The following is a 20,277-nucleotide window of genomic DNA, read 5'->3' as shown; positions in this document are numbered from 1 at the left end:
TTTCAGAAAAAAACAAGGAAAGCTATAAAGTATCGGACTCGGATTTTTCATAAACGCCAAAAATAAAATCACTCGGATTTTCTTTCAGGTAGTCATCCTCAAATTTAAAAAGGCTGTCGAGTACGGCCTTTTTTTTGTCGTCAAGCGTGACAAAATGATGCGAAATGTCTTTAAGGACGCTCATCAATATATTGCCACCATATTTTTTCTCTTCCAGCGTCTTGAAATTTTTATGGATGCCGGGCAGTATATTATTCGAGTCCACGCATTCCGACGGATCGGCAACAATCATCCGCAGCACACCGGAACCATAATAATGATTTTTGGTAATATTGGTCTTGTATCTTTTTCGATAAGGCTTGTCAATCAGCTGGATCGCTTTGTTGATGGCCTTTAGCTGATGTTTAGGATACTGCAGGCGTTTCGGTCCGACATATTCATGGATGACTAGCTTGCCTTTAGGCTTCAGGCAGTTTTTGATAGGATGGGCCAGAAGATGCTCCACATTTTTAAAATGATGCAGCGAATCGTTAAAGATGACGAGGTCAAAATAATGATCCGGAAACGAATAGTCTTCCACATTAGAACAGACAAATTTCATCTGGTTTTTATTCTCTTTTGTAGCAATGACTTTAGCTCTATCCAGATTGGCCTGGTTGATATCCACGCAAGTGATTTCGGCAAAATGGGGATAATTGGCAAGTTCCAGCTCATGCTCACAAGCTCCAGATCCTAAAGATAATAATCTAAGGCCTCTTTCTTCTTTCAGGAAATTTTTTATCAAGTGCTGCTTGTGGTCAGTAAGCGGATCGCCGCTCACCATCCTATTCCAGCGTTCGTTTACGGCCGGAATAATCCACCAATTCGATGTCTGTTCCGATGACTTATCAAAAGCGCTGATCGCCCTCGAATCTTTGTTCAAGGTGAATTTAGATAAAAAGAAACCATAGCCTCTTTGGACTATCTTGGAATAGGTGTCAAGGATGTCGTCTAATGTCAGGATTCTCATAAGTGCATTTTGCAGGTTCAGGCGAAGATGAGGCGTAAAGATAGGATAAAGGATGTTTTTAGGCAATTTTATTGTCAGTACGTCGCAGATATCCGATTGTGGAAGGGTTTTACAATTAACTAATATCTTCTATGTTTATAGCTTTGGCCAGATCAATAGCACCCGTATAAACAGTTTTATGTATCAAATCAATAATTTCAGTAGGTAACCCTTTTAAGCTTAAATAGGTTTCGGGTTTGGCTACAAGATGGTATTTCAAGTCAGAAAAATTATTTAGCACCAACTTGTCAAAGGCATATAAGCCTCTCTTTGCCATAAAGACAAAATCAGCAAGATGCTTTTCATCAATCTTCTTTATTTCTTTAAGCTCGTCATGAATGTGAGCCGTTGTTATTTCAGGAAGATTTCTAAAATAAGAAGAAAGGATTCCGATTTTTTCATCTAAAACAGCAACCGATTCAGGCAGTTTGACTCCCGCAGAAGCAACAAATCCAATTTTATCATCAGCGATAAAAAACCAATCAATGTCTAATGTTTGTTGTTGAGTTTCTGTGAACATTGTTTTTATCCGGAATACGTATAGAGTCTAAAAAGCAACAAGAGTATTCCCAAAATCATAAAAGCCCCCTTCCTTTTATATCCTAATTTGTCCTACACACTATAAATGTTTTGAAGATAACTCATTTAACAAAACGCTAACTTTATTATGAAGTGATGCCGTCTCTTCTCTAATTTCAAAGCCTTCAGCTATACATTCAAACATATTATCATGAAAAGTCAAAACATAATGTTTATATGTTTTCCATTTGTCTGCATCATAATATACATGTCCTTTTTGAATTTCTTGAAGCTCCTTAATTAAGTTTGAATTTTTTAATTCATAAAATGAATATGACCTCATCCCAAGTTTACTATAGGGATGTTTATGTATTGTTTCATCTCCAGGGATACCAAAGTTATAATGGAGATACATCTTGAATTTTAAAACAATTATTCCCGAGTCATAAACTGTATTGCGTTCTTGAGGCTCAAATGAAAGGCTCTTCACATCATCCGAATAGAAGGTAATAAACAATTCATTGTCGTTAGATAGTATTGTAGGCGAAGGAGTGCCACTATCCATTTCAAAAAGTCCTTTTATTTCTGTTAATTCCATTGTTAGAGATTAGTATGTTTTGGAGGCAATAGTTATAATTATAGTAACAAATATAAAAAAAACTACAACCCTAAAGTTGTAGTTTGTGCTTCTTATTTCGTTTTTATAGCTATTCAATTCCGCGCTCATCGGGATAAATATTACACTTGTTCATAGAGCTATTTTATTAAAATAGCTCTATGAAGTATATTAACTTCCCAGATCTTTACCTTTCTTAAGCAATTGATTATACTTTTTCACTTGCGGCGATGTCATTATAACACTCTGTGCTTGTTCATAATTCCATGGGACAATTTTTATACGTTCATCTAAAATAACTAATCCGTTGAGACCGCAGAATTCAAGTATATTGCTTAATATGGATTCATAATTAGTGGTGAAATCTATTCTAAATGAAACAGAGATTACATTGCCTTCATTGTCAGAAATAACTTCAAAACAGTTTGATTCTTGATGACCATATAAATCAATTTCGCTACTCCATGATTTATTTTTAGGGAGAATCTTTTGTATAGCATGGAAAAAATTTCTTTTAATAAGATAAAGTTTCCAATACGACTCATCGTCAAATAGGTTTTCACTTATTCCGAAATAAGAATCAGCTGACAAAGTACTAAGGCTTTCCTTAGGTAAAATCTGAAATGTATATTGCCAAATCGCCATTAGTAACGAGTATAAATTAAATCGTCAGCTGACTTATAGCCAGCATAAGGTAGCTGTACTTGTTTTACTGGAACACTTTGAATACCCAGTTCTTTTGCAGCTCTTAAGCGATGATGACCATCAACAACAAATCTTTTGCCATTGTGTATAACATATTTGATTGGTTCTTTCATTCCGTTTAGTTTTATATCGGCTTTAAGTTTTGCAAAAGCACTTTTAGATTTAGTAAGGCTATGAGTTAGTTCTAATTCATAGGTGCCTAATTTAGTCACTTCCTTAGCAGTTCCGCTTTTAAATATACCCCTAATAGCTTTGAATAATTTTGAAGGTGCTTCAATTAAAGCAGCATCGCTTAAAAGACTTCCCAGCGCCTCAGCTCTATTACTATATCTTCTCAAATCCATCAATTTACCATCTAAGTAAAATAAAGTATGACCATCTTCATCATATCCTATCGTCAAACGTGTTCCTCCATATATAGGACTTTCTCCTAGCATTGCAGCAGTGTTTTCTCCTTGCTGATAATAGGCTGCCCAATCTGCTTTTGTTTTACAGCTAGGACAGTCATTGTCTTTACTCTTTGTGCTTTCGCCCATATCCCCAGAACTTTCAATGGCGCTAGAGACTTGGCTAGACGGTCTCATCCTTCCATACCCGATATCTACCATATAGTCAGCCTTCACCTCGATTTTAGGCATGTTTTTGTTTTCTTCTGCTGTCATCCCGTCAGGGTCAATAAAGAAGACAGGATTATTAAGTGCATAAGCATACGGGGAAAATCTTCTGCTTTTTTCCGCTAATGGATCCATATTCATCCACCTTCCTATGGCAGGATCGTAGTTTCTGGCCCCATAGTTGTAAAAGTTCAGTCCTAGCTCGTCCTGATATTCCTTCCCATTATATTTATACTGGTAGGAACTCCTTCCCCCCGGCGGAATCACGGCCAGTCCAGTATAATATCCAGTACCTGTGCTTATCTCTTGGTAGGCATAGGTGTTGCTATTGTACTTATCGTGCTTCATACCGAACGGATAATAGTTGTTTTCTTCCATTATGGTCAGGTTGTCTGTCATCGGATCCTGCGTATAACTCATCCTTACGTTGCCCAGATGGTCGGTATAGTTGTAAATATACCTATAGGTCTGCGCGCCATGGAAGCTCGCGATCCTCACATACCCTTCCGTAGTTGGAAAGAAGTCTAGCCCCGAGCTCTTCCCGTTCGACACATACTGGAATCCCGAAAGATAGTCGGTCACTGTCACGGTGCTGCCGTCGTCCACGTCCTTTCTTAGCTTGGTTCCCTCCGTATCGTAAAGATAATTGATTTTATTGCCATTAGCAAATAAAATCTGTGTAGGGAGATCCATATGATTGTAGGTGATAGAAACTCCCTTGTTGCTGTCTGTCAGCATATTGCCCCAGTCGTCATAGGTGTATTCCGTAGATAGATTTGCCCCGTCGTTAAACCCTGCAGGGTGAATGCTGTTGTCCTTCACGCTGAGCAGCCTGTTCCCCGTATCATAAGCATAGTCAAGATCGTCGATCTGTATGCTAAAGGTATAGTCGTCAAGATCCCCGTTACGGGTCATCTTGGTGATGTTGCCATTCTTGTCATATTCAGCCTGTTCGTCATACGAAAAGGAAGGATGGTTGTTCTTGTGATAATAGGCATCCTTCAGCCTGTTTAGGGCGTCATACCCATAGCTATAGCTTCTGATATGGTTGTCGTTCTTGCTTTTCCAGAACGTTTCCGAGATGTTTCCGTTATAGAGCGCGGTCAGCGTTCCAGTAGGATTGTTTTCTAGGGTGTTATAGCCTATCCTAAAAGCAAAAAGATCCTCAGGGCTGTCGATATCCTCCTCCAGTGAGTTGATATCCTTGAGCCATCCGCGTACGGTATAGGCGTAATCGACCTTTTGGTGGTAAGTCGCGGCGGTAATATCATAGCCGCCGACCCTTTTGCTTATCAGGCGGCCCAGCTCGTCATACTCGCTTTTAGAGAGGAGCTCTGGATCCCCATTCTCGCCTATCTGGTGCAGGTGTGTTTCGGGTCTGTCCTGCTCCGTATAAGTGAACAGATCTTTTATGTAAAGTTCGTCACCCGCAGCGGTCTTTTTATGTCGGGTCACGGTATATTCAGGCTTTCCTGAAAAGTCAAGCTTGCTGTCCACTGTAGTATGCCCTCCCAAATAGTTGGTGGCCTTCGACTGTATTGTTCTTCCCTTATAGTCATAGAGAAGATAAGAAGTCTCTCCTGCATAGACAGTGCTGCCCTGTAGTGCGCGTGTCCAGGATCCTGTTGGCAGACCGATAGGCTTTACCGACAGGTGATAATACACCGGTTCCCCTTCCACATCAGCAAAGGTTACTGGGCCGCCTGGAAAAGCATAGTCATCATAATAGCTTGCGCTCAGCACATGGTATCCAGAGGTAGGCCATGCGGTGTTTGTATAGCGGACAGCCACGCCGTTTATAGTCGTATTAGAGGCAGACTTGGCCTCGCTCAGTCCGGTAGTTTGCAGATCTCTTGCATCCTGCAGGTTCTTGCGGCCCACGCTGGTGACTGTAGAAGAGGCCATCCAGCCGGTATAGGCAACGCGGCCGTAGGCATCATATTTGGTGATTAGCCACCCTATGTTGTTGGGAGTGGTGATGTCGCTAAACGGAGCCAATGCCGGTCCGGCAGCTACTACCCGGTCGAGGTTGTCGTAGACAATAAATTCCCATTGCTTGCCCGGAAGTTTTTTTTCTACCAGCCTATTGCGGCGGTCATAGCGGTATACATAGCAGAGGTTGTTGATGTTAAAGGCACCGGCTGTCCCGTCCGCCTTAGGCGGCATGACGCAGGCAAGGTTCCCAAATTGGTCATACACATAATAGGTGTCGTGTTTCACCCCTTGGTCATAGGTTCTTTTTAATATAACATGTCCTTCCTTGTCCTTGAATTCCTCCACGGTATGGTCATTCGGATGGGTACTGCCAGAGACCCAGTTCTCGTCCTTGGTCACGGTCTTGTAGAGCTCTCCTGCCGCATAGTAGTTGCCGGTAACAAGGACAGCGGGATTATAGAGTTTTACGGTCCCGCTCCAGGTGGCATAAGCTGTTATAATTTTTACCTCGTCGGAACTGTTGGCTAGATAGTCCGTCTTTATCTCGTGGCCCTGTCCCATGGCCCAGGCATTGCCGGGAGCTGCTAGCTTTAGCACGCGATTGAGTGGGGAAGCCTCGAAGAGCTTTTCGCTGAACGGATTCGCTGTGGTCTCAAATCCAGGTATCGGAGGTGCCGGCGTGTTGCCATAATATTGAGATGCTGCCGTTTCCGCATTGCCATCATAGGCTAGTGTTGCGGTTGCAGAAGGATAGGGCAAGTATTCTCTGTTATGTCTTCCAATCGCATCATAGACGATAGGTGTTACTAAATCCTTGCCAGAACCCGACTGTCGATGCGCACGTTGCTGTATTGGCCTTCCCAGCCCATCGAAATAGGTAATGCTCTGCATGGCCTGCGCGGCTGTTGGAGAAGATAGGGATGAAGAGGTTTCAATTTTATAGGCTATGGTCTCGATAGAGTTTTGGTCGGTAAACGATGTCCTGTAATGGTACTTGTTTTCGGAAAGCAGCTTGCCATTGCGGTCTTTGACAGAGGTGAGCCTGTCAAAGCCGTCGTAGTCGTAATAGTTCCGGTCGCCCTTAAGGTCGATTACGGTAGATACTCCTACAAGCGGCTTGTAGGTATAGCCGGTCATCTGTCCACCAGAAGCTGTTACGGAAATACGCAGGTCTTCCAGCGCAGAGAGCAGGGAAGCCTCAGCGGTATTGTCATAAGGTATGGCATTGGAGGCATTCTGCACGGCCGTAACCAACCCTGCAGGCAGGGAGGCATAGGCCATGTTCTCGATCTTGGCTATCGGCTGGCTCTTGTTATAGCCCCATACATAAGAGACTTTCATTCCGTTTTCCTGCTGTGCCTCCAGCGGATGCTCGTACTCGTCATAGCTAGTGTAGCGTATCCTGATTTCCAATCCGTTTGTCCCTTTGGAAGTCTGCACTGTCTGCGGCAGCCAGGATGCGTTTCCGGCATAGGCGTTCGAATATATAACTTTGCTTGTAGAGAGCAGCTCGGAATTCCGGTAGCTGTCGATTCTCTCGATTTCCGAGATACGGTTCTGTGAATAGGACGAGTTGCCGGTATGGTAAAAGAAATCTGTCTTCAGCGCTTCACCCGTCCTGAGAGTGGTCGTCTGCGAAGCGATCTTCTTGTTCGATGCGTTGTAGGTATAGCTTTCAGAAGTCCCTACTTCGGTCGAAGTTGTCCCGAAAAATTGTTTTGTGGTTTTTTCGATAAGTCTTGTCCAACCAAAGGCTTCATAAATAGGCTCATAATAGGCAAAAGACATGGCAGCACCGCAGAGGTACTGGCAGTTGTAGCCGTTCGGGTTGGAAGCACAGGAAGCCAGGGCAGCGGTATAGGCACTATAATAGGCAAACTTATAGACGCCCGGGCAAGGAGCCGATTCGTATATCCTCATCCCGATAAGGGTGTTCCCGTGAGCCTCGTCGATGGTCTCGTAGGTATATTCCGTACGGGAAAGTATTTTAGACGCATTGTCAAACACCTCTTCTTTTATCAGCTGGCCGCGTTTATGGTCGAGGTTCTCGCTAGGAAAGAAAGGATAATTAAGCGTATAGTGGCTGAGAGCTTCCGGCACGTCTATTGGCGATACATAAGTGTATTGTGTTCTTCCGTTACCGGTTTCGCTTACGGTCGTATTCTGGTAGCCTACATCGGAGCCCTTGGTACGTAAGGCCTGCAGGTTGTTAAAATCAGTATGATAAGTATACAGTATATCCAGATCGTATTCGTTGCAGGTACCCCCGCCGCCGCAGTTAAACTCGGCATGCAGCGCACGCTGTCTCGAGTAGTCATATACCGGTTTAGCAAAGGCCAGCGATCCGCTGCTCTTGGCAGCCTGCCCGAAAACATGGTAGTCGTATTTCTTTTCCTTGGCAGGGATAAATGCCGAAGGCACTTCATAGTAGTCCTGCGGCACATTGCCGGCATCAAAAAAGCTGATCCTGCCGATCCTGACGCCGCCGCCGAACAGGTACTGCTTGTTGGCTCCCGAACGGCTTTTATAATTGGCGGTAATGCTGGCAGTAAAAGGATTCGGCAAGGGTAGCACGTGGCCAGAGAACCTCACCTTATAGGATCCCGCCGGCAGGCTGGCAGAGAATTGCGTCGGAGGCGCTTCTCCATCTACAGGAGCATAGACAAAGTTGGCTACTGCAGTGTTGCTAGAGTTATAGAGTATAAAGCTCCATCCGGAAATAGGGGTGACCGTTACGTCAAAGATGACTTGCTGCGCTTCCGAAATCGTAAAGAAATCTATAGCGGCAGCACCCGAAGATGTAAAAGACTTTCCGGTGGTCTGCGGGTTCCAGTTCAGCGGATTTTCGTCAAAATTGGTCACAGGCGTATTGCCGATGCTGGAATATTCGTTGGACTCGAAGTCAAACAGAATGGCTCCACCAGTAGGTAGTTCCATCTTCTGCAAGATGTCGGCAGTACAGTAGTTCGGGCTGGCCTCTCTGTAGCCATAGCCGGCCATCCCGTTAGGTTGTAAGGTAAAGTAGCCCCACGGGTCTCGAATCAGGGTGCCGCTTAAGTAATCAGGCTCGTCATAATAGAGCGTATAGGCCAGCTTTTCCGTATCTGCAAAATTGCTCTGCTCGACCCGGTTTAGGAACATACGCTTGTTATTGTACTCTGTTTCCTTATAGCTATGGAAGAGCTCAGTCTTTTTTATGCTGATGCTGTCAGTCCAGGTCTTGGTAGTGACGCTCTTGATGCGGTAGGCACTGGAAATAAGGCTCTGGTCCTGTCTTCCCGATTCATAGTCCATATAGATGCGGGCGATACCGTCCACGTTGATCCTCTTGACCTTCTTGCTGTTAACGGTAAGTGTCGTGATAGAGGTATTTTCAAAGGGTTCCAGCTTGGCGTCCTGTCCCTGCATATCAACTCCTCCTCCGGCTGAAAGGAAGCTATCCAAAATGCTGTTGACACTCGGGCTTGCAGAAGTCACCCAGGTGGTGTTTTTTATGACAGACACTTCTCTCATGGGCTCGCTGGAGGGGTTATAAGTATAACCCAGCAGCAGTTTTTGGTTATTGTCATAGACGCCAGAAAGCTGGAAGGAGCTGATATAGCTGATGGTTGGCGATGGATTGCCGCCTCCGCCACTGCCGGTAAAAGATCTCGTGAAGCTGGTCTCCGAACTTGCGGTCGTCTCGGCAACGTCAAATACATACTTGTACCCTTTGTCATCGTAGATAGTAAATCCAGTCGGCGTAAAATTGGTGGTATTATAATGATTGACGATTTTTAGGTTGTTAGACAGATCCTGTACCATGACTTCCAGCTGCCCCAAAGCGTTCTTCTTCATGATAAATCTTCCGGTATAGCCCATAAAGTTGAACTGCCATAGGTCGTGCTCGGTATCATAGATGCCCTTTACCTGCGCGTTCCACAAGAATTCGTTCCATTGGTTTGGATTTGTCCCTGGTGAATCGACATGGGCGGCAAGCTCATAATAAGGGTTCGGGTAGTCGGCGGGATCATTTCGGTAGATGCCTGTCTTAGTGCCAGCACTTACATATTCGTCGGGTATTCCGCGTACGGTACGGGACACGGTCCCGCCTACAAAGAGACTCCAGCCGAGTCCGGCATCGCTGGCGGTCTCGCTGGCCGCGGCTGAGGCGGGATGATACTTCAGGGAAATATCCAGATTGATATCCTTGGAGCGGGTAGGCGTGCTGAAAACAGGTATGTTGATGTCCGGCGTTCCGGTATAATTGTCCACTGGTACCTCCTCGAACTTCATCAATGCCGCCGCGGTAGGTGATGGAGGCAGTATGGTCGGGAGCTCGCTTTTTATCTCAGGGTTTTGGGCATGGGCTATGGCGGCCATGCCCAGCATTGCTGCTAGCGTATATATTTTTTTCATGTCTTGTCTAATTTTTATTGATGGCTTTTACGATCTTGACGGAGTCTTCCTGCACGTTGGTGCGTATCTCCACGATATAGATGCCCTCTGGCATGCCGCCTAAATCGACAGGCACGGTGCGGTCGTGGATCTCGAAGTGCTGCAGCTGCCTTCCCGAAAGGTCGTACACGGTAGCGGTGCCTTTTTCAAATTCATAGCCCACGATCACGTTGGAGTAGTGCAGGGTAGGGTTCGGGTAGGCTTCTATAGGATTCTTCTTCTCTTCCTTCTTTCTCTTGTCCTTGAGCTTCACGACCCAGAAGTCGTTGCGTCCCTGCCCGGTATAGCGGTCGCGCGACACGGCCCCCATCGAGGTGCCTGCCAGCAGGTAGCCCCCGTCGCGGGTCTCCACGGCCTTGCGCAGGATGTCCTCCCCGCCGCTTCCTACGGTCTGGGTCCACTGTTCCTCGCCCTTAGGGTCGGTCTTGATGGCGATATAGTCGTTGATGCCCTCCTTGTCTTTTTTCTTGGTGCTGTAGGTCTCGCTCTGGGCATGCCCCCCTAGCAGTAGCGACCCGTCCCTGCTTTCCTCGAGCGAGGTCAACAGGTCGGACTTGCCGATATCGTAGGTCTTCTGCCATAATACTTCTCCCGAAGGGTCGATTTTCAGGAGCCAGAAGTCGGTTCCCTTGCCGTTGGAGGCGTTCTTGTTTCCGGTCGTTCCCGAAGCAGAACTTCCTGCCAATAAGAAGTTTCCGTCCACGGACTGCAGTGCGGCCTGGAGCTGGTCGTCGCCTTCGCCGCCATACACCTTCTGCCATTCCAGCTCTCCCTTGGCATCTAATTTCACCACCCAGTAGTCGGACTGGCCGTAGCACTTTTCCGATTTGTTCCCCGATTCGGGCGAGTTGGAAGATCCTGCCAGCAGGTAGCCCCCGCCGCGCACGGGCACGATGCTGCGCAATTGGTCGGCATACTGCCCCCCGAAGGCCTTCTGCCATTCGATCTTTCCTTCCGAGTCCAGTTTCACGACCCAGTAGTCCAGGTTTCCGAATCCGGCAACGGACTTCCCGTAGGTATCCGGCTGTCCGGCTGCAAGCTTCTCGCTCCTAGGGGAGCTGGAGCTCCCCCCAATAATATAGCCCCCGTCTGGAGTAGGCGCGATGCTCTGCAGCAGCTCCTGTCCGGAGCCGCCTATAGTGCGCTGCCACTGCTCGGCGCCTTTTGCGTTCAGCTTGATGATCCAGAAATCTTCCTTCCCGTAGCCGTCCTCTTTCTTCTGCAGCCCCTTGGCAGACTCGGAAGTCCCTGCCAGTATAAAGCCCCCATCAGGAGTGAGCCTTACGGCCTGCAATAGGTCGGCTCCGGCGCCGCCGAAGCTTTTCTGCCAGTCCAGTTCCCCCTTCTCGTCCATCTTCCAGAGCCAGTAGTCCAGGTCGCCTGCGGCTTCCTCGGTCTTGTTTCCGGTCTTTTTGGATAGGGAGCTTCCGGCGAGTATAAAGCCGTAGTCGGGAGTGGGCTGGGCATCGAATAGGTATTCGGAATGTTTTCCGCCGTAGGACTTTTCCCAGAGGATGTCCTGGGCCTGTAGGGCGCCTGCAGAGAGCAGGGCGCATGCAGCGGCCATAAGGCGCGCCTTGGAGGGTTTTTGGAGGGTCATGTGCTTGTCTTTTATTAAGTTATGGCTTGTTAAATTGTTTCTATTGTAACGGTAAAGAAATGAATTTATGATGAAATTGTATAACAAATTTTTAAAAAAATAGTGTATAGAAATTTATAAAATTTAAATCTTGGGCAAAGATAAAGAAACTAAGATTATAATACAATAAAATAGAATAATATTTTCTTATAAAACAATTGTATAAATAAGAAAAAAAGCATAAATCTAGTTTTAAGTACTTTATCTTACAAACAATAGCAAGTAAATGGAATAGAGAAAGTCTTCATCCATAGTTACTCCATAGATACTCCACGGATACTCCATAGATAGTCCATATAGAGTCCATGTTATCCATATAAGAAATCCGATTCCATCATAACAGTGGCAGCAGTACTGATAGTCAGCGGAATCTTCATAAAAAACGGGCGCATGATACGCCATAACTAATTAAAAAATTCATTACTTTCGCAAATTGATTTTACAAAGCGATAAAAATGAGTACAAAATTTACTGAATACAAAGGACTTGACCTGCCAACAGTGGCATCTGAAGTGCTTGATTTCTGGAAAAAACAAGACATCTTTGAAAAGAGCGTAACCACGCGCGAAGGAAATAAACCCTATGTGTTTTTTGAAGGCCCGCCTTCAGCAAACGGACTGCCGGGTATTCACCACGTAATGGCGCGCGCGATCAAGGATATTTTCTGTCGCTACAAGACCCAAAAAGGCTTTCAGGTAAAAAGAAAAGCCGGATGGGATACCCACGGACTTCCGGTAGAACTCGGAACCGAAAAAGAATTAGGAATCACCAAAGAAGACATCGGAAAAACCATTTCCATCGAAGAATACAACGAAGCCTGCAAAAAGACCGTCATGCGGTATACCGACGTATGGAACGATCTGACCGAAAAGATGGGTTACTGGGTAGACATGCAAGACCCGTATGTCACCTACAAGTCCAAATACATGGAAACCGTTTGGTGGCTGTTAAAGCAGATTTACGACAAAGGCTTGCTCTATAAAGGCTATACGATTCAGCCCTATTCCCCAAAAGCAGGAACAGGACTGAGCTCTCACGAAGTCAACCAGCCAGGAGCCTACCGCGATGTGACCGATACGACCATCGTTGCCCAGTTCAAGACACTTGCAGAAACACTGCCAGCCGTACTAAAAGGCTTCGGCGATGTGCATTTCTTGGCCTGGACCACCACGCCATGGACTTTGCCGTCCAATACGGCACTGACGGTGGGACCAAAAATCGAATACGTGCTAGTAAAAACAGTCAACCAATACACATTCGAGCCGATCAACGTAGTCTTGGCTAAGAATTTAGTTGGAAAACAATTCGGCAAAGGCTATTTCGAAAGCGCAGAAGCAGCCGATTTTGACAAAGTAAAAAACGGCGACAAACAGTTGCCTTATAAAATAGTAGCCCAAGCCCTAGGCGCTGATTTGGTCGGAATCAAATACGAACAATTACTGCCGTATGCCCTGCCGTACCAGAACCCAGAAAATGCGTTCCGCGTTATCTCGGGCGATTTCGTAACCACAGAAGACGGAACCGGAATCGTACACACCGCCCCGACTTTTGGTGCAGACGATGCCAAGGTTGCCAAAGAAGCCGTGCCAGAAGTACCGCCTATGCTGGTCTTGGACGAAAACGGTACGCCAGTGCCGCTAGTCGACCTGCAAGGAAAATTCACTTCGCACATGGGCGATTTCGCAGGCAAGTACGTAAAGAACGAATACTATAACGCTGGCGAAGCACCGGAAAAATCGGTAGACGTAGAAATCGCCATCCGACTAAAAGAAGAAAACAAGGCCTTTAAGGTCGAAAAATACGTACACAGCTACCCGCACAGCTGGCGAACAGACGAGCCCCTTTTATACTATCCGTTAGATTCTTGGTTCATCAAGGTCACCGATGTAAAAGACCGAATGTTTGACCTGAACGATACTATTAACTGGAAGCCGAAATCTACAGGCGAAGGCCGTTTCGGAAACTGGCTGAAAAATGCTAACGACTGGAACCTGTCCCGCTCGAGATATTGGGGCATTCCGTTGCCGATCTGGAGAACCGAAGACAAAAAAGAAGAAACAATCATCGGTTCGGTTGAAGAACTATACAACGCTATCGAAAAATCAATCCAAGCCGGTTTCCAAAAAGAAAACCCGTTCAAAGGATTTGAGATCGGAAACATGTCAGAAGCCAATTACGACTTGGTTGACCTGCATAAAAATGTCGTAGACGAAATCGTACTAGTTTCCCCTTCCGGCAAGCCGATGAAGCGCGAAACAGACCTGATCGACGTCTGGTTTGATTCCGGAGCCATGCCGTATGCGCAATGGCACTATCCGTTTGAAAACAAAGACAAGATTGACGAAAACAAAGACTTTCCGGCCGATTTTATTGCCGAAGGTGTCGACCAGACACGCGGCTGGTTCTATACATTGCACGCTATCGGAACCTTGGTTTTTGATAAAGTAGCGTATAAAAACGTAGTGTCCAACGGACTCGTATTAGATAAAAACGGGCAGAAAATGTCCAAGCGTTTGGGCAATGCCGTTGATCCGTTCACGACATTAGCCGAATACGGACCCGATGCGACGCGCTGGTACATGATTGCCAACGCCAACCCTTGGGACAATTTAAAGTTCGATATCGAAGGTGTCGCAGAAGTACGCCGTAAATTCTTCGGAACCCTATACAATACCTATTCGTTCTTTGCCCTTTACGCCAACATCGACGGTTTCTCCTATGCAGAAGCAGAAGTACCGCTAGAAGAAAGGCCAGAAATCGACCGATGGATCCTATCAGAATTAAATACGCTGATAAAAGATGTCGATAGCTATTATGCCGACTACGAGCCGACCAAGGCAGCAAGAGCTATTTCTGACTTTGTACAAGAGAACCTTAGCAACTGGTACGTGCGTTTGTGCAGAAGAAGATTCTGGAAAGGCGACTACGCCCAAGACAAGATTGCGGCCTACCAGACCCTATACACCTGTCTGGTGACCGTGGCAAAACTAAGCGCCCCTATCGCTCCGTTCTTTATGGACAAGCTTTACAGAGATTTAACGCAGGCGACACATAAAGAAACATTCGATAGCGTACATTTGGCCGATTTTCCAGAATATGCTCATAACTTTGTTGATAAATCGTTAGAAAGCAGGATGGAGAAGGCGCAGACCATCTCGTCGCTCGTACTGTCGCTTCGCAAGAAAGAAATGATAAAAGTACGTCAGCCCCTGCAAAAAGTGATGATTCCGGTGTTAGACAGCAAGCAAAAAGCAGAAATCGAAGCCGTTTCAGACCTCATAAAAGCAGAGGTAAACGTCAAGGAAATAGAGCTTCTAGACGACGCTTCGGGCATATTGGTAAAGCAGATTAAGCCTAATTTTAAAGCATTAGGGCCGCGTTTCGGGAAAGATATGGGTCTGATTTCCAAAGAGATACAAAATTTCTCACAGGAACAGATCAACGAACTAGACAAAAACGGTTCGCTAAGTATTGTCATTTCAGGGAAAAGTATTAATTTAACCTCTGAAGATGTAGAGATTTCTTCCCAAGATATTGAAGGATGGCTCGTTGCCAATGCCAACGGAATTACGGTGGCTTTAGACATCACCATATCCGACGAATTGAAGAAAGAAGGAATCGCTAGAGAATTAGTCAACCGCATTCAAAATATCAGAAAAGACTCCGGTTTTGAAGTTACTGACAAGATCAAGGTCCAAGTCCAAAAAGACGGTATTCTTGAAGAAGCCCTTACGGCAAACCAAGACTACATCAAGGCAGAGACGCTGACAGAAGAACTGATTATTGAAGATAAAGTAGAAAACGGTATAGAAATTGAGTTTGATGAAATAAAAACAAGTATATTAATTTCAAAATAATATAATATGGTAGATGAAGTTGCAAGATACTCCGATGCTGATCTGGCAGAGTTCAAAGAAATTATTTTAAAAAAAATACAAAAAGCACAAGCAGACCTTGACCTGATCAAGAGTGCCTATATGAACGACCTTAACAACGGTACAGACGATACGTCGCCGACATTCAAGGCGTTTGAAGAAGGCAGCGAGACCATGTCGAAAGAAGCAAACTCTCAGTTGGCAATCCGTCAGGAAAAGTTCATCCGTGATCTAAAAAACGCGCTTTTCAGAGTAGAAAACAAGACCTATGGCGTTTGCAAAGTAACAGGAAAACTAATCAGCAAAGAAAGGCTGAAGATCGTTCCTCACGCCACGATGAGTATCGAAGCAAAAAACCTGCAGCGATAACCGCTAGAAGATAATACCCAAAGTAACGCTCCTGACAAGGAGCGTTTTTTTAATATAGAAGCAAACGCAAGCCCCTTTTTTAATCAAACGCTAGTAAACAAAAACAACAGCGAAAAGCAACACAAAAAGGAACAAGCCCTTGCGAGTGTTTTTATAAATAATATTCCTATTTTTGCGCAATAAAAGAAAGAAAATGTCATTAAAGAAAGCATATTTATTAGTTATCCTAATTCTTATCGTTGACCAGATCTCAAAAATATACATCAAGACCAACTTTATATACGGCGAAGATGGACAGGTTGACGTAGCCAGCTGGTTTAAGATCCTACTGATCGAAAACGAAGGAATGGCATGGGGAACCCAGATTCCCGGCGATTACGGAAAACTGATACTGACGCTTTTTAGGCTTGTAGCCGTCACAGGAATTGGCTGGTGGTTATGGGATTCAGTAAAAAAAGAAAGCTCAAGATACCTGATTGTAGCCATAGCGCTCATCTTGGCAGGCGCCTTTGGCAACATTATCGATTCTGTTTTTTACGGAGTGATTTTTGATCATAGCCATGGCCAGACCGCAACGCTCTTTTCCGACCAGCCATACGGTACTTGGTTTCACGGAAAAGTAGTCGACATGCTCTATTTCCCGATCTGGGAAGGCAATTTGCCAAAATGGCTGCCGGTCTGGGGAGGACAGCACTTTACCTTTTTTAATGCCATATTCAACATTGCCGACATGGCCATCTCTACAGGCGTCGGAATATTGATTGTCTTTAATAAAAAAGCCTTTTCAGGCTCTAGAAAACATTCAGAACTAGCCTAATTCTGTCCCGGAGCATATTTTTTAGCGCTCTTTTCCCCTGTCACTTTTTTGGCCTGTCCTGGAGGTAGCGGTTTCGCTTTGCTCGATCTGCTGGAAGTTCCGGTACCGATACTGGCACTGCATCCAGAAACTGAAAAAGCAAAACAAAGCAAAAGCAATCCGATGGATAATCTAAAAGGAGTTTTCATCTTTTTTATTCTAAAGTTACATATTTTTTCCGAATCGGTAGACAGTATCCGGAGTCACGCAAAAATCCAGCGCCACGTCATTTTCAAAAACATCCCCTATAGCTTCTTCAGCTTCAAAGAAAGAAAGCCCGATTTTCAGTACGTCCTCTTTACATTCCGATAAGAAAAGATCATAAAACCCTTTCCCGTAGCCCGCCCGATGCCCTTTTTGGTCAAACGCCAAAAGAGGTACAAACACCACATCGATTTTAGCTGTAGGCACTTCGATTCCGTCCACCGGCTCAGGAATATTATATTCGTTTTTTCGAAACTTCGTATTGTCCGTCAATAAGAAATGCGTCATTTTTCGCGTCCCGAAATCCGATCGAGAAACCACGATCTCCTTGTCCTTTCCCGCCAGTACCTGCATTAGAAATTCAGTGTCTACTTCCTTATGTTCCTGGATAGGAAGAAAAAGATGATAGTACATACCATCCCAGATATCCAATCGGACAAGCTGGTTGGCAATAGCAAGGCTCCTTTCTTCGATGTCTTCAAGAGAAAGAGCGGCCCGCAAGGCCTTGTATTTTAAGCGTAGTTCTTTTTTCTGCATTTTGGATGATTCTAAAATATTCTGGAAGCTTACGGTTCCAAAGCCGTCGTGATATGAAAAATAGCATCCCCCTGATAAACGATAGGCGCATCATTCACATTGATGATATGGCCGGCATTAGGCGCCTTTACCTTATATTCCACCTTGCCGTAAGGATCCGAAATAGTAGCCAGTACCTGTCCCTTCTCAACCTGCGTTCCTACAGCGGTCAGCCCATGGAACAGCCCCGAAGCCTTGGCGCGTACCCAAGCCGACTTCTCAATATAAATAGTCTTCCTATCTGCAATCGATACCTTTCGTTTCGGGTTCAGCATCCCGAAATAATCCAAAAAACGTTTGGTGCCCTCAATACCTTCCTGCGTAATTGACTCGTTGATATCCAGCGACTTTCCGCCCTCAAACAACAGCATCTTGACACCCAATCGGTCGCAAGAATTGCGGAAAGAACCCGTAATGTTTTTGGAGTACAACCCAAACGGTGCATGAAATACATCAGCCAGTGCTTTCAATTCAGTATTATTCGGAACGATGCGGATCTGCGGTGCATTAAAGCGACTTGCGCCCCCCGCATGAAAATCAATACAATAATCCACATTCGGAATGATTTCCTTTAAAAGAGAATACGCAAAGCGGCTGGCCAGAGAACCATTTTTGCTGCCCGGAAAGACCCGGTTCATATCGCGCCCGTCCGGAAACTCGCGCGTCTTGTTCAAAAACCCAAAAACATTGATAACCGGAATGCAGATGATAGTGCCTATTTTCGGTCGGTTGATCTTCTGCACGATCAGCCGTCTTACGATCTCGATGCCGTTGATTTCATCGCCGTGCAGTCCCGCAGAAAACAAGACCGTAGGCCCGTCGATTTCAGAACGCTCTATGATTATCGGAATCTTTAGTTTGGTCATCGTATGAAGCTTTGCAATCTCCATATTCAAGGTCCGGCTCTCGCCCGGCAGGATCGTCTCGCCCAAGATGGTGAGATTTTTATAAGTAGGTAGCGCCATGTTTTGTTTAAAAATATAAATGTATAAAAATTGAGATTGAGAACGCTAAATATTTGCCAAAACCATTTAAAATTGAAATCAGGCACTTGCAATTCGGAATTTTTGAAACTAACTTTGTCAGATGCGAACTCCTTTAGAACTACAGATCCAGACATTGCCCGACGGCCCGGGCGTGTATCAGTATTATGACAAGGAAGACAAGATACTGTATGTCGGGAAGGCAAAAAACTTGCGCAAGCGTGTTTCGTCCTATTTCAACAAGCTGCACGACAACGGCAAGACCAACGTCTTGGTTCGCAAGATTGTTTCCATCAGGCACATCGTAGTTCCTACAGAAACCGATGCTCTGCTTCTAGAAAACAACCTCATAAAAAAGCTCCAGCCCCGATACAATGTCCTGCTGAAAGACGACAAGACCTATCCGTGGATCTGCATCAAAAAAGAGCCCTTTTCCAGAATCTTTACCACCAGAAACATGGTCAAGGACGGTTCCGAATACTTCGGACCCTACACAAGCTTTAAGACCGTGCATACGCTATTGGACCTAATCAAAGAATTATACCCGCTACGCACCTGTAACTATGACCTGTCGCGAGAAAACATCAATTCCGGCAAATACAAAGTCTGCCTAGAATACCATATCGGCAATTGCAAGGGTCCCTGCGAAGGCCACCAGTCTTTAGAAGAATACCAAAAAAACGTCGACGCTATCCGCGAGATACTCAAAGGAAATTTCAAGGAGAGTCTCAAAGATTTCAAGACGTTGATGAAAAACCTCGCTTCCGAAATGAAATTCGAAGAAGCACAAAAGATAAAAGACAAGATCGAGACGCTGGAAAACTACCAGTCGCGCTCGACCATTGTCAACCCAAGAATCTCCAATGTAGACGTGTTTTCTATCGTTTCAGACGAAAGCATGGCCTATGTCAATTTTCTTCAGATTTCACACGGCGCGATCATCCGCTCGCACACGCTAGAAATGAAAAAGAAGCTCGACGAATCCGACGAAGAATTGCTGGAACTGGCCGTAGTAGAACTACGAGAACGGTTCAAATTGCTGTCCAAAGAAATAATCGTCCCTTTTGAGATCGACATGGGCGAAAATGTAAAAGTAACCGTGCCCCAATTAGGAGACAAAAAGCAGATTTTGGAACTCTCTATCCGAAACGCGAAATTCTATCGGATGGACCAGCTGAAACAGCTGCAGATCGTAGATCCGGACAGGCATACCAACCGAATCATGGCGCAGATGAAAAAAGACCTGCGTCTTTCTGTCGAGCCAAGGCATATCGAATGCTTTGACAACTCCAACATACAAGGAACCAATCCCGTGGCTGCCTGTGTCGTTTTTAAAGACGGCAAGCCCAGCAAAAAAGACTACCGCCATTTCAATATCAAGACCGTCGAAGGCCCGAACGATTTTGCCTCGATGGAAGAAGTCGTATACAGGCGCTACAAAAGACTCCTGGACGAAGAACAGCCGCTGCCCCAATTGATTATCATCGACGGAGGCAAAGGGCAGCTATCTTCCGCCCTAAAAAGCCTAGAAGATTTAGGCCTAAGAGGAAAAATAGCCATCATCGGCATTGCGAAACGCCTAGAAGAATTATTCTATCCTGGCGATTCCATTCCGTTGTATCTAGACAAGAAATCAGAAACCCTCAAGGTAATCCAGCAGCTTCGGAATGAGGCGCACCGATTCGGAATAACCCACCATCGAGACAAACGAAGCAAAGGCGCCCTAAAGACTTCCGTAGAAACCATACCCGGAATTGGAGAAAAGACAATGATTGCCCTTATAAAACACTTCAAATCTGTTAAAAGATTGTCGCAGGCAACAGAAAAAGAAATTTCTGACGTTGTAGGTATTTCAAAAGCCAAAAAAATTGCCGACTTTTACAACTCCACAAAGTAATCCT

At 45.3% G+C, this 20,277-nt stretch carries 13 protein-coding genes; 4 read left to right on the top strand and 9 right to left on the bottom strand.

Annotation, left to right across the window (positions count from 1 at the left end; translation table 11 throughout):
• Positions 1–22: 22 nt before the first annotated feature.
• The 6 genes from GGR22_RS06745 to GGR22_RS06720 form a co-directional block, all read right to left on the bottom strand.
• Positions 23–1,009: a class I SAM-dependent methyltransferase gene (locus GGR22_RS06745; protein WP_182493030.1), complete on the bottom strand. Its 987-nt coding sequence runs from the start codon at positions 1,007–1,009 to the stop codon at positions 23–25.
• A gap of 115 nt (positions 1,010–1,124) precedes the next feature.
• The gene (locus tag GGR22_RS06740; RefSeq protein WP_182493029.1) at positions 1,125–1,568 is read right to left on the bottom strand and encodes a hypothetical protein; all 444 of its coding nucleotides are present in this window, start codon (positions 1,566–1,568) and stop codon (positions 1,125–1,127) included.
• 99 nt (positions 1,569–1,667) lie between these two features.
• Positions 1,668–2,165, bottom strand: coding sequence for a hypothetical protein (locus tag GGR22_RS06735; RefSeq protein WP_182493028.1), 498 nt, complete (start codon positions 2,163–2,165; stop codon positions 1,668–1,670).
• Positions 2,166–2,354: 189 nt separating this feature from the next.
• Positions 2,355–2,828 carry a hypothetical protein gene (locus GGR22_RS06730; RefSeq protein ID WP_182493027.1) on the bottom strand — a complete coding sequence of 158 codons (474 nt, stop codon included), beginning with the start codon at positions 2,826–2,828 and terminating at the stop codon, positions 2,355–2,357.
• Positions 2,828–9,835, bottom strand: coding sequence for a DUF6443 domain-containing protein (locus GGR22_RS06725; RefSeq protein ID WP_182493026.1), 7,008 nt, complete (start codon positions 9,833–9,835; stop codon positions 2,828–2,830). The genes GGR22_RS06730 and GGR22_RS06725 overlap by 1 nt, the downstream gene beginning before the upstream one ends.
• Positions 9,836–9,842: 7 nt before the next feature.
• Positions 9,843–11,474, bottom strand: a complete 1,632-nt coding sequence (locus GGR22_RS06720; protein ID WP_246336920.1) for a T9SS type A sorting domain-containing protein — start codon at positions 11,472–11,474, stop codon at positions 9,843–9,845.
• Between the two features lie 494 nt (positions 11,475–11,968).
• On the opposite strand from GGR22_RS06720, the gene ileS reads away from it, so the two are divergent.
• The 3 genes from ileS to GGR22_RS06705 all read left to right on the top strand — a co-directional run bounded on the left by ileS (position 11,969) and on the right by GGR22_RS06705 (position 16,574).
• Positions 11,969–15,370: an isoleucine--tRNA ligase gene (gene ileS, locus GGR22_RS06715; protein ID WP_182493025.1), complete on the top strand. Its 3,402-nt coding sequence runs from the start codon at positions 11,969–11,971 to the stop codon at positions 15,368–15,370.
• A 6-nt stretch (positions 15,371–15,376) separates the two neighbouring features.
• On the top strand, positions 15,377–15,757 hold the full coding sequence (locus GGR22_RS06710; protein WP_056067507.1) for a TraR/DksA family transcriptional regulator: 381 nt from the start codon (positions 15,377–15,379) through the stop codon (positions 15,755–15,757).
• A 193-nt stretch (positions 15,758–15,950) separates the two neighbouring features.
• On the top strand, positions 15,951–16,574 hold the full coding sequence (locus tag GGR22_RS06705; protein ID WP_182493024.1) for a lipoprotein signal peptidase: 624 nt from the start codon (positions 15,951–15,953) through the stop codon (positions 16,572–16,574).
• Here the strand turns inward: GGR22_RS06705 and GGR22_RS06700 are convergent.
• From GGR22_RS06700 to GGR22_RS06690, 3 genes are read right to left on the bottom strand one after another with little or no spacing between them, the layout of a single operon-like run.
• Positions 16,571–16,762, bottom strand: coding sequence for a hypothetical protein (locus GGR22_RS06700; protein WP_121375578.1), 192 nt, complete (start codon positions 16,760–16,762; stop codon positions 16,571–16,573). The genes GGR22_RS06705 and GGR22_RS06700 overlap by 4 nt on opposite strands.
• A 16-nt stretch (positions 16,763–16,778) precedes the next feature.
• Positions 16,779–17,354, bottom strand: a complete 576-nt coding sequence (locus GGR22_RS06695; RefSeq protein WP_182493023.1) for a 5-formyltetrahydrofolate cyclo-ligase — start codon at positions 17,352–17,354, stop codon at positions 16,779–16,781.
• A gap of 29 nt (positions 17,355–17,383) precedes the next feature.
• Positions 17,384–18,283, bottom strand: a complete 900-nt coding sequence (locus GGR22_RS06690) for a succinylglutamate desuccinylase/aspartoacylase family protein (RefSeq protein ID WP_182493022.1) — start codon at positions 18,281–18,283, stop codon at positions 17,384–17,386.
• A 196-nt stretch (positions 18,284–18,479) separates the two neighbouring features.
• Here GGR22_RS06690 and uvrC point away from each other — a divergent pair, with 196 nt between their 5' ends.
• Entirely contained in the window at positions 18,480–20,273 is a 1,794-nt protein-coding gene (gene uvrC / locus GGR22_RS06685; protein ID WP_182493021.1) for an excinuclease ABC subunit UvrC, read from the top strand.
• The last annotated feature ends 4 nt before the right edge of the window (positions 20,274–20,277 follow it).

Source organism: Flavobacterium gossypii, from assembly GCF_014138495.1.
Taxonomy (GTDB): domain Bacteria; phylum Bacteroidota; class Bacteroidia; order Flavobacteriales; family Flavobacteriaceae; genus Flavobacterium; species Flavobacterium endophyticum.
Note: the sequence above shows the minus strand (reverse complement) of the source record. Positions and strands in the feature narration are given on the sequence as shown.

Excerpts from the sequence above, each read along its gene's own strand:
- GGR22_RS06710 (WP_056067507.1), top strand. The coding sequence starts at position 15,377 with ATGGTAGATGAAGTTGCAAGATACTCCGATGCTGATCTGGCAGAGTTC.
- GGR22_RS06735 (WP_182493028.1), bottom strand. The coding sequence starts at position 2,165 with ATGGAATTAACAGAAATAAAAGGACTTTTTGAAATGGATAGTGGCACT.
- GGR22_RS06690 (WP_182493022.1), bottom strand. The coding sequence starts at position 18,283 with ATGGAGATTGCAAAGCTTCATACGATGACCAAACTAAAGATTCCGATA.
- GGR22_RS06740 (WP_182493029.1), bottom strand. The coding sequence starts at position 1,568 with ATGTTCACAGAAACTCAACAACAAACATTAGACATTGATTGGTTTTTT.
- uvrC (WP_182493021.1), top strand. The coding sequence starts at position 18,480 with ATGCGAACTCCTTTAGAACTACAGATCCAGACATTGCCCGACGGCCCG.
- GGR22_RS06720 (WP_246336920.1), bottom strand. The coding sequence starts at position 11,474 with ATGACCCTCCAAAAACCCTCCAAGGCGCGCCTTATGGCCGCTGCATGC.
- GGR22_RS06695 (WP_182493023.1), bottom strand. The coding sequence starts at position 17,354 with ATGCAGAAAAAAGAACTACGCTTAAAATACAAGGCCTTGCGGGCCGCT.
- GGR22_RS06700 (WP_121375578.1), bottom strand. The coding sequence starts at position 16,762 with ATGAAAACTCCTTTTAGATTATCCATCGGATTGCTTTTGCTTTGTTTT.
- GGR22_RS06730 (WP_182493027.1), bottom strand. The coding sequence starts at position 2,828 with ATGGCGATTTGGCAATATACATTTCAGATTTTACCTAAGGAAAGCCTT.
- GGR22_RS06725 (WP_182493026.1), bottom strand. The coding sequence starts at position 9,835 with ATGAAAAAAATATATACGCTAGCAGCAATGCTGGGCATGGCCGCCATA.
- ileS (WP_182493025.1), top strand. The coding sequence starts at position 11,969 with ATGAGTACAAAATTTACTGAATACAAAGGACTTGACCTGCCAACAGTG.
- GGR22_RS06705 (WP_182493024.1), top strand. The coding sequence starts at position 15,951 with ATGTCATTAAAGAAAGCATATTTATTAGTTATCCTAATTCTTATCGTT.
- GGR22_RS06745 (WP_182493030.1), bottom strand. The coding sequence starts at position 1,009 with ATGAGAATCCTGACATTAGACGACATCCTTGACACCTATTCCAAGATA.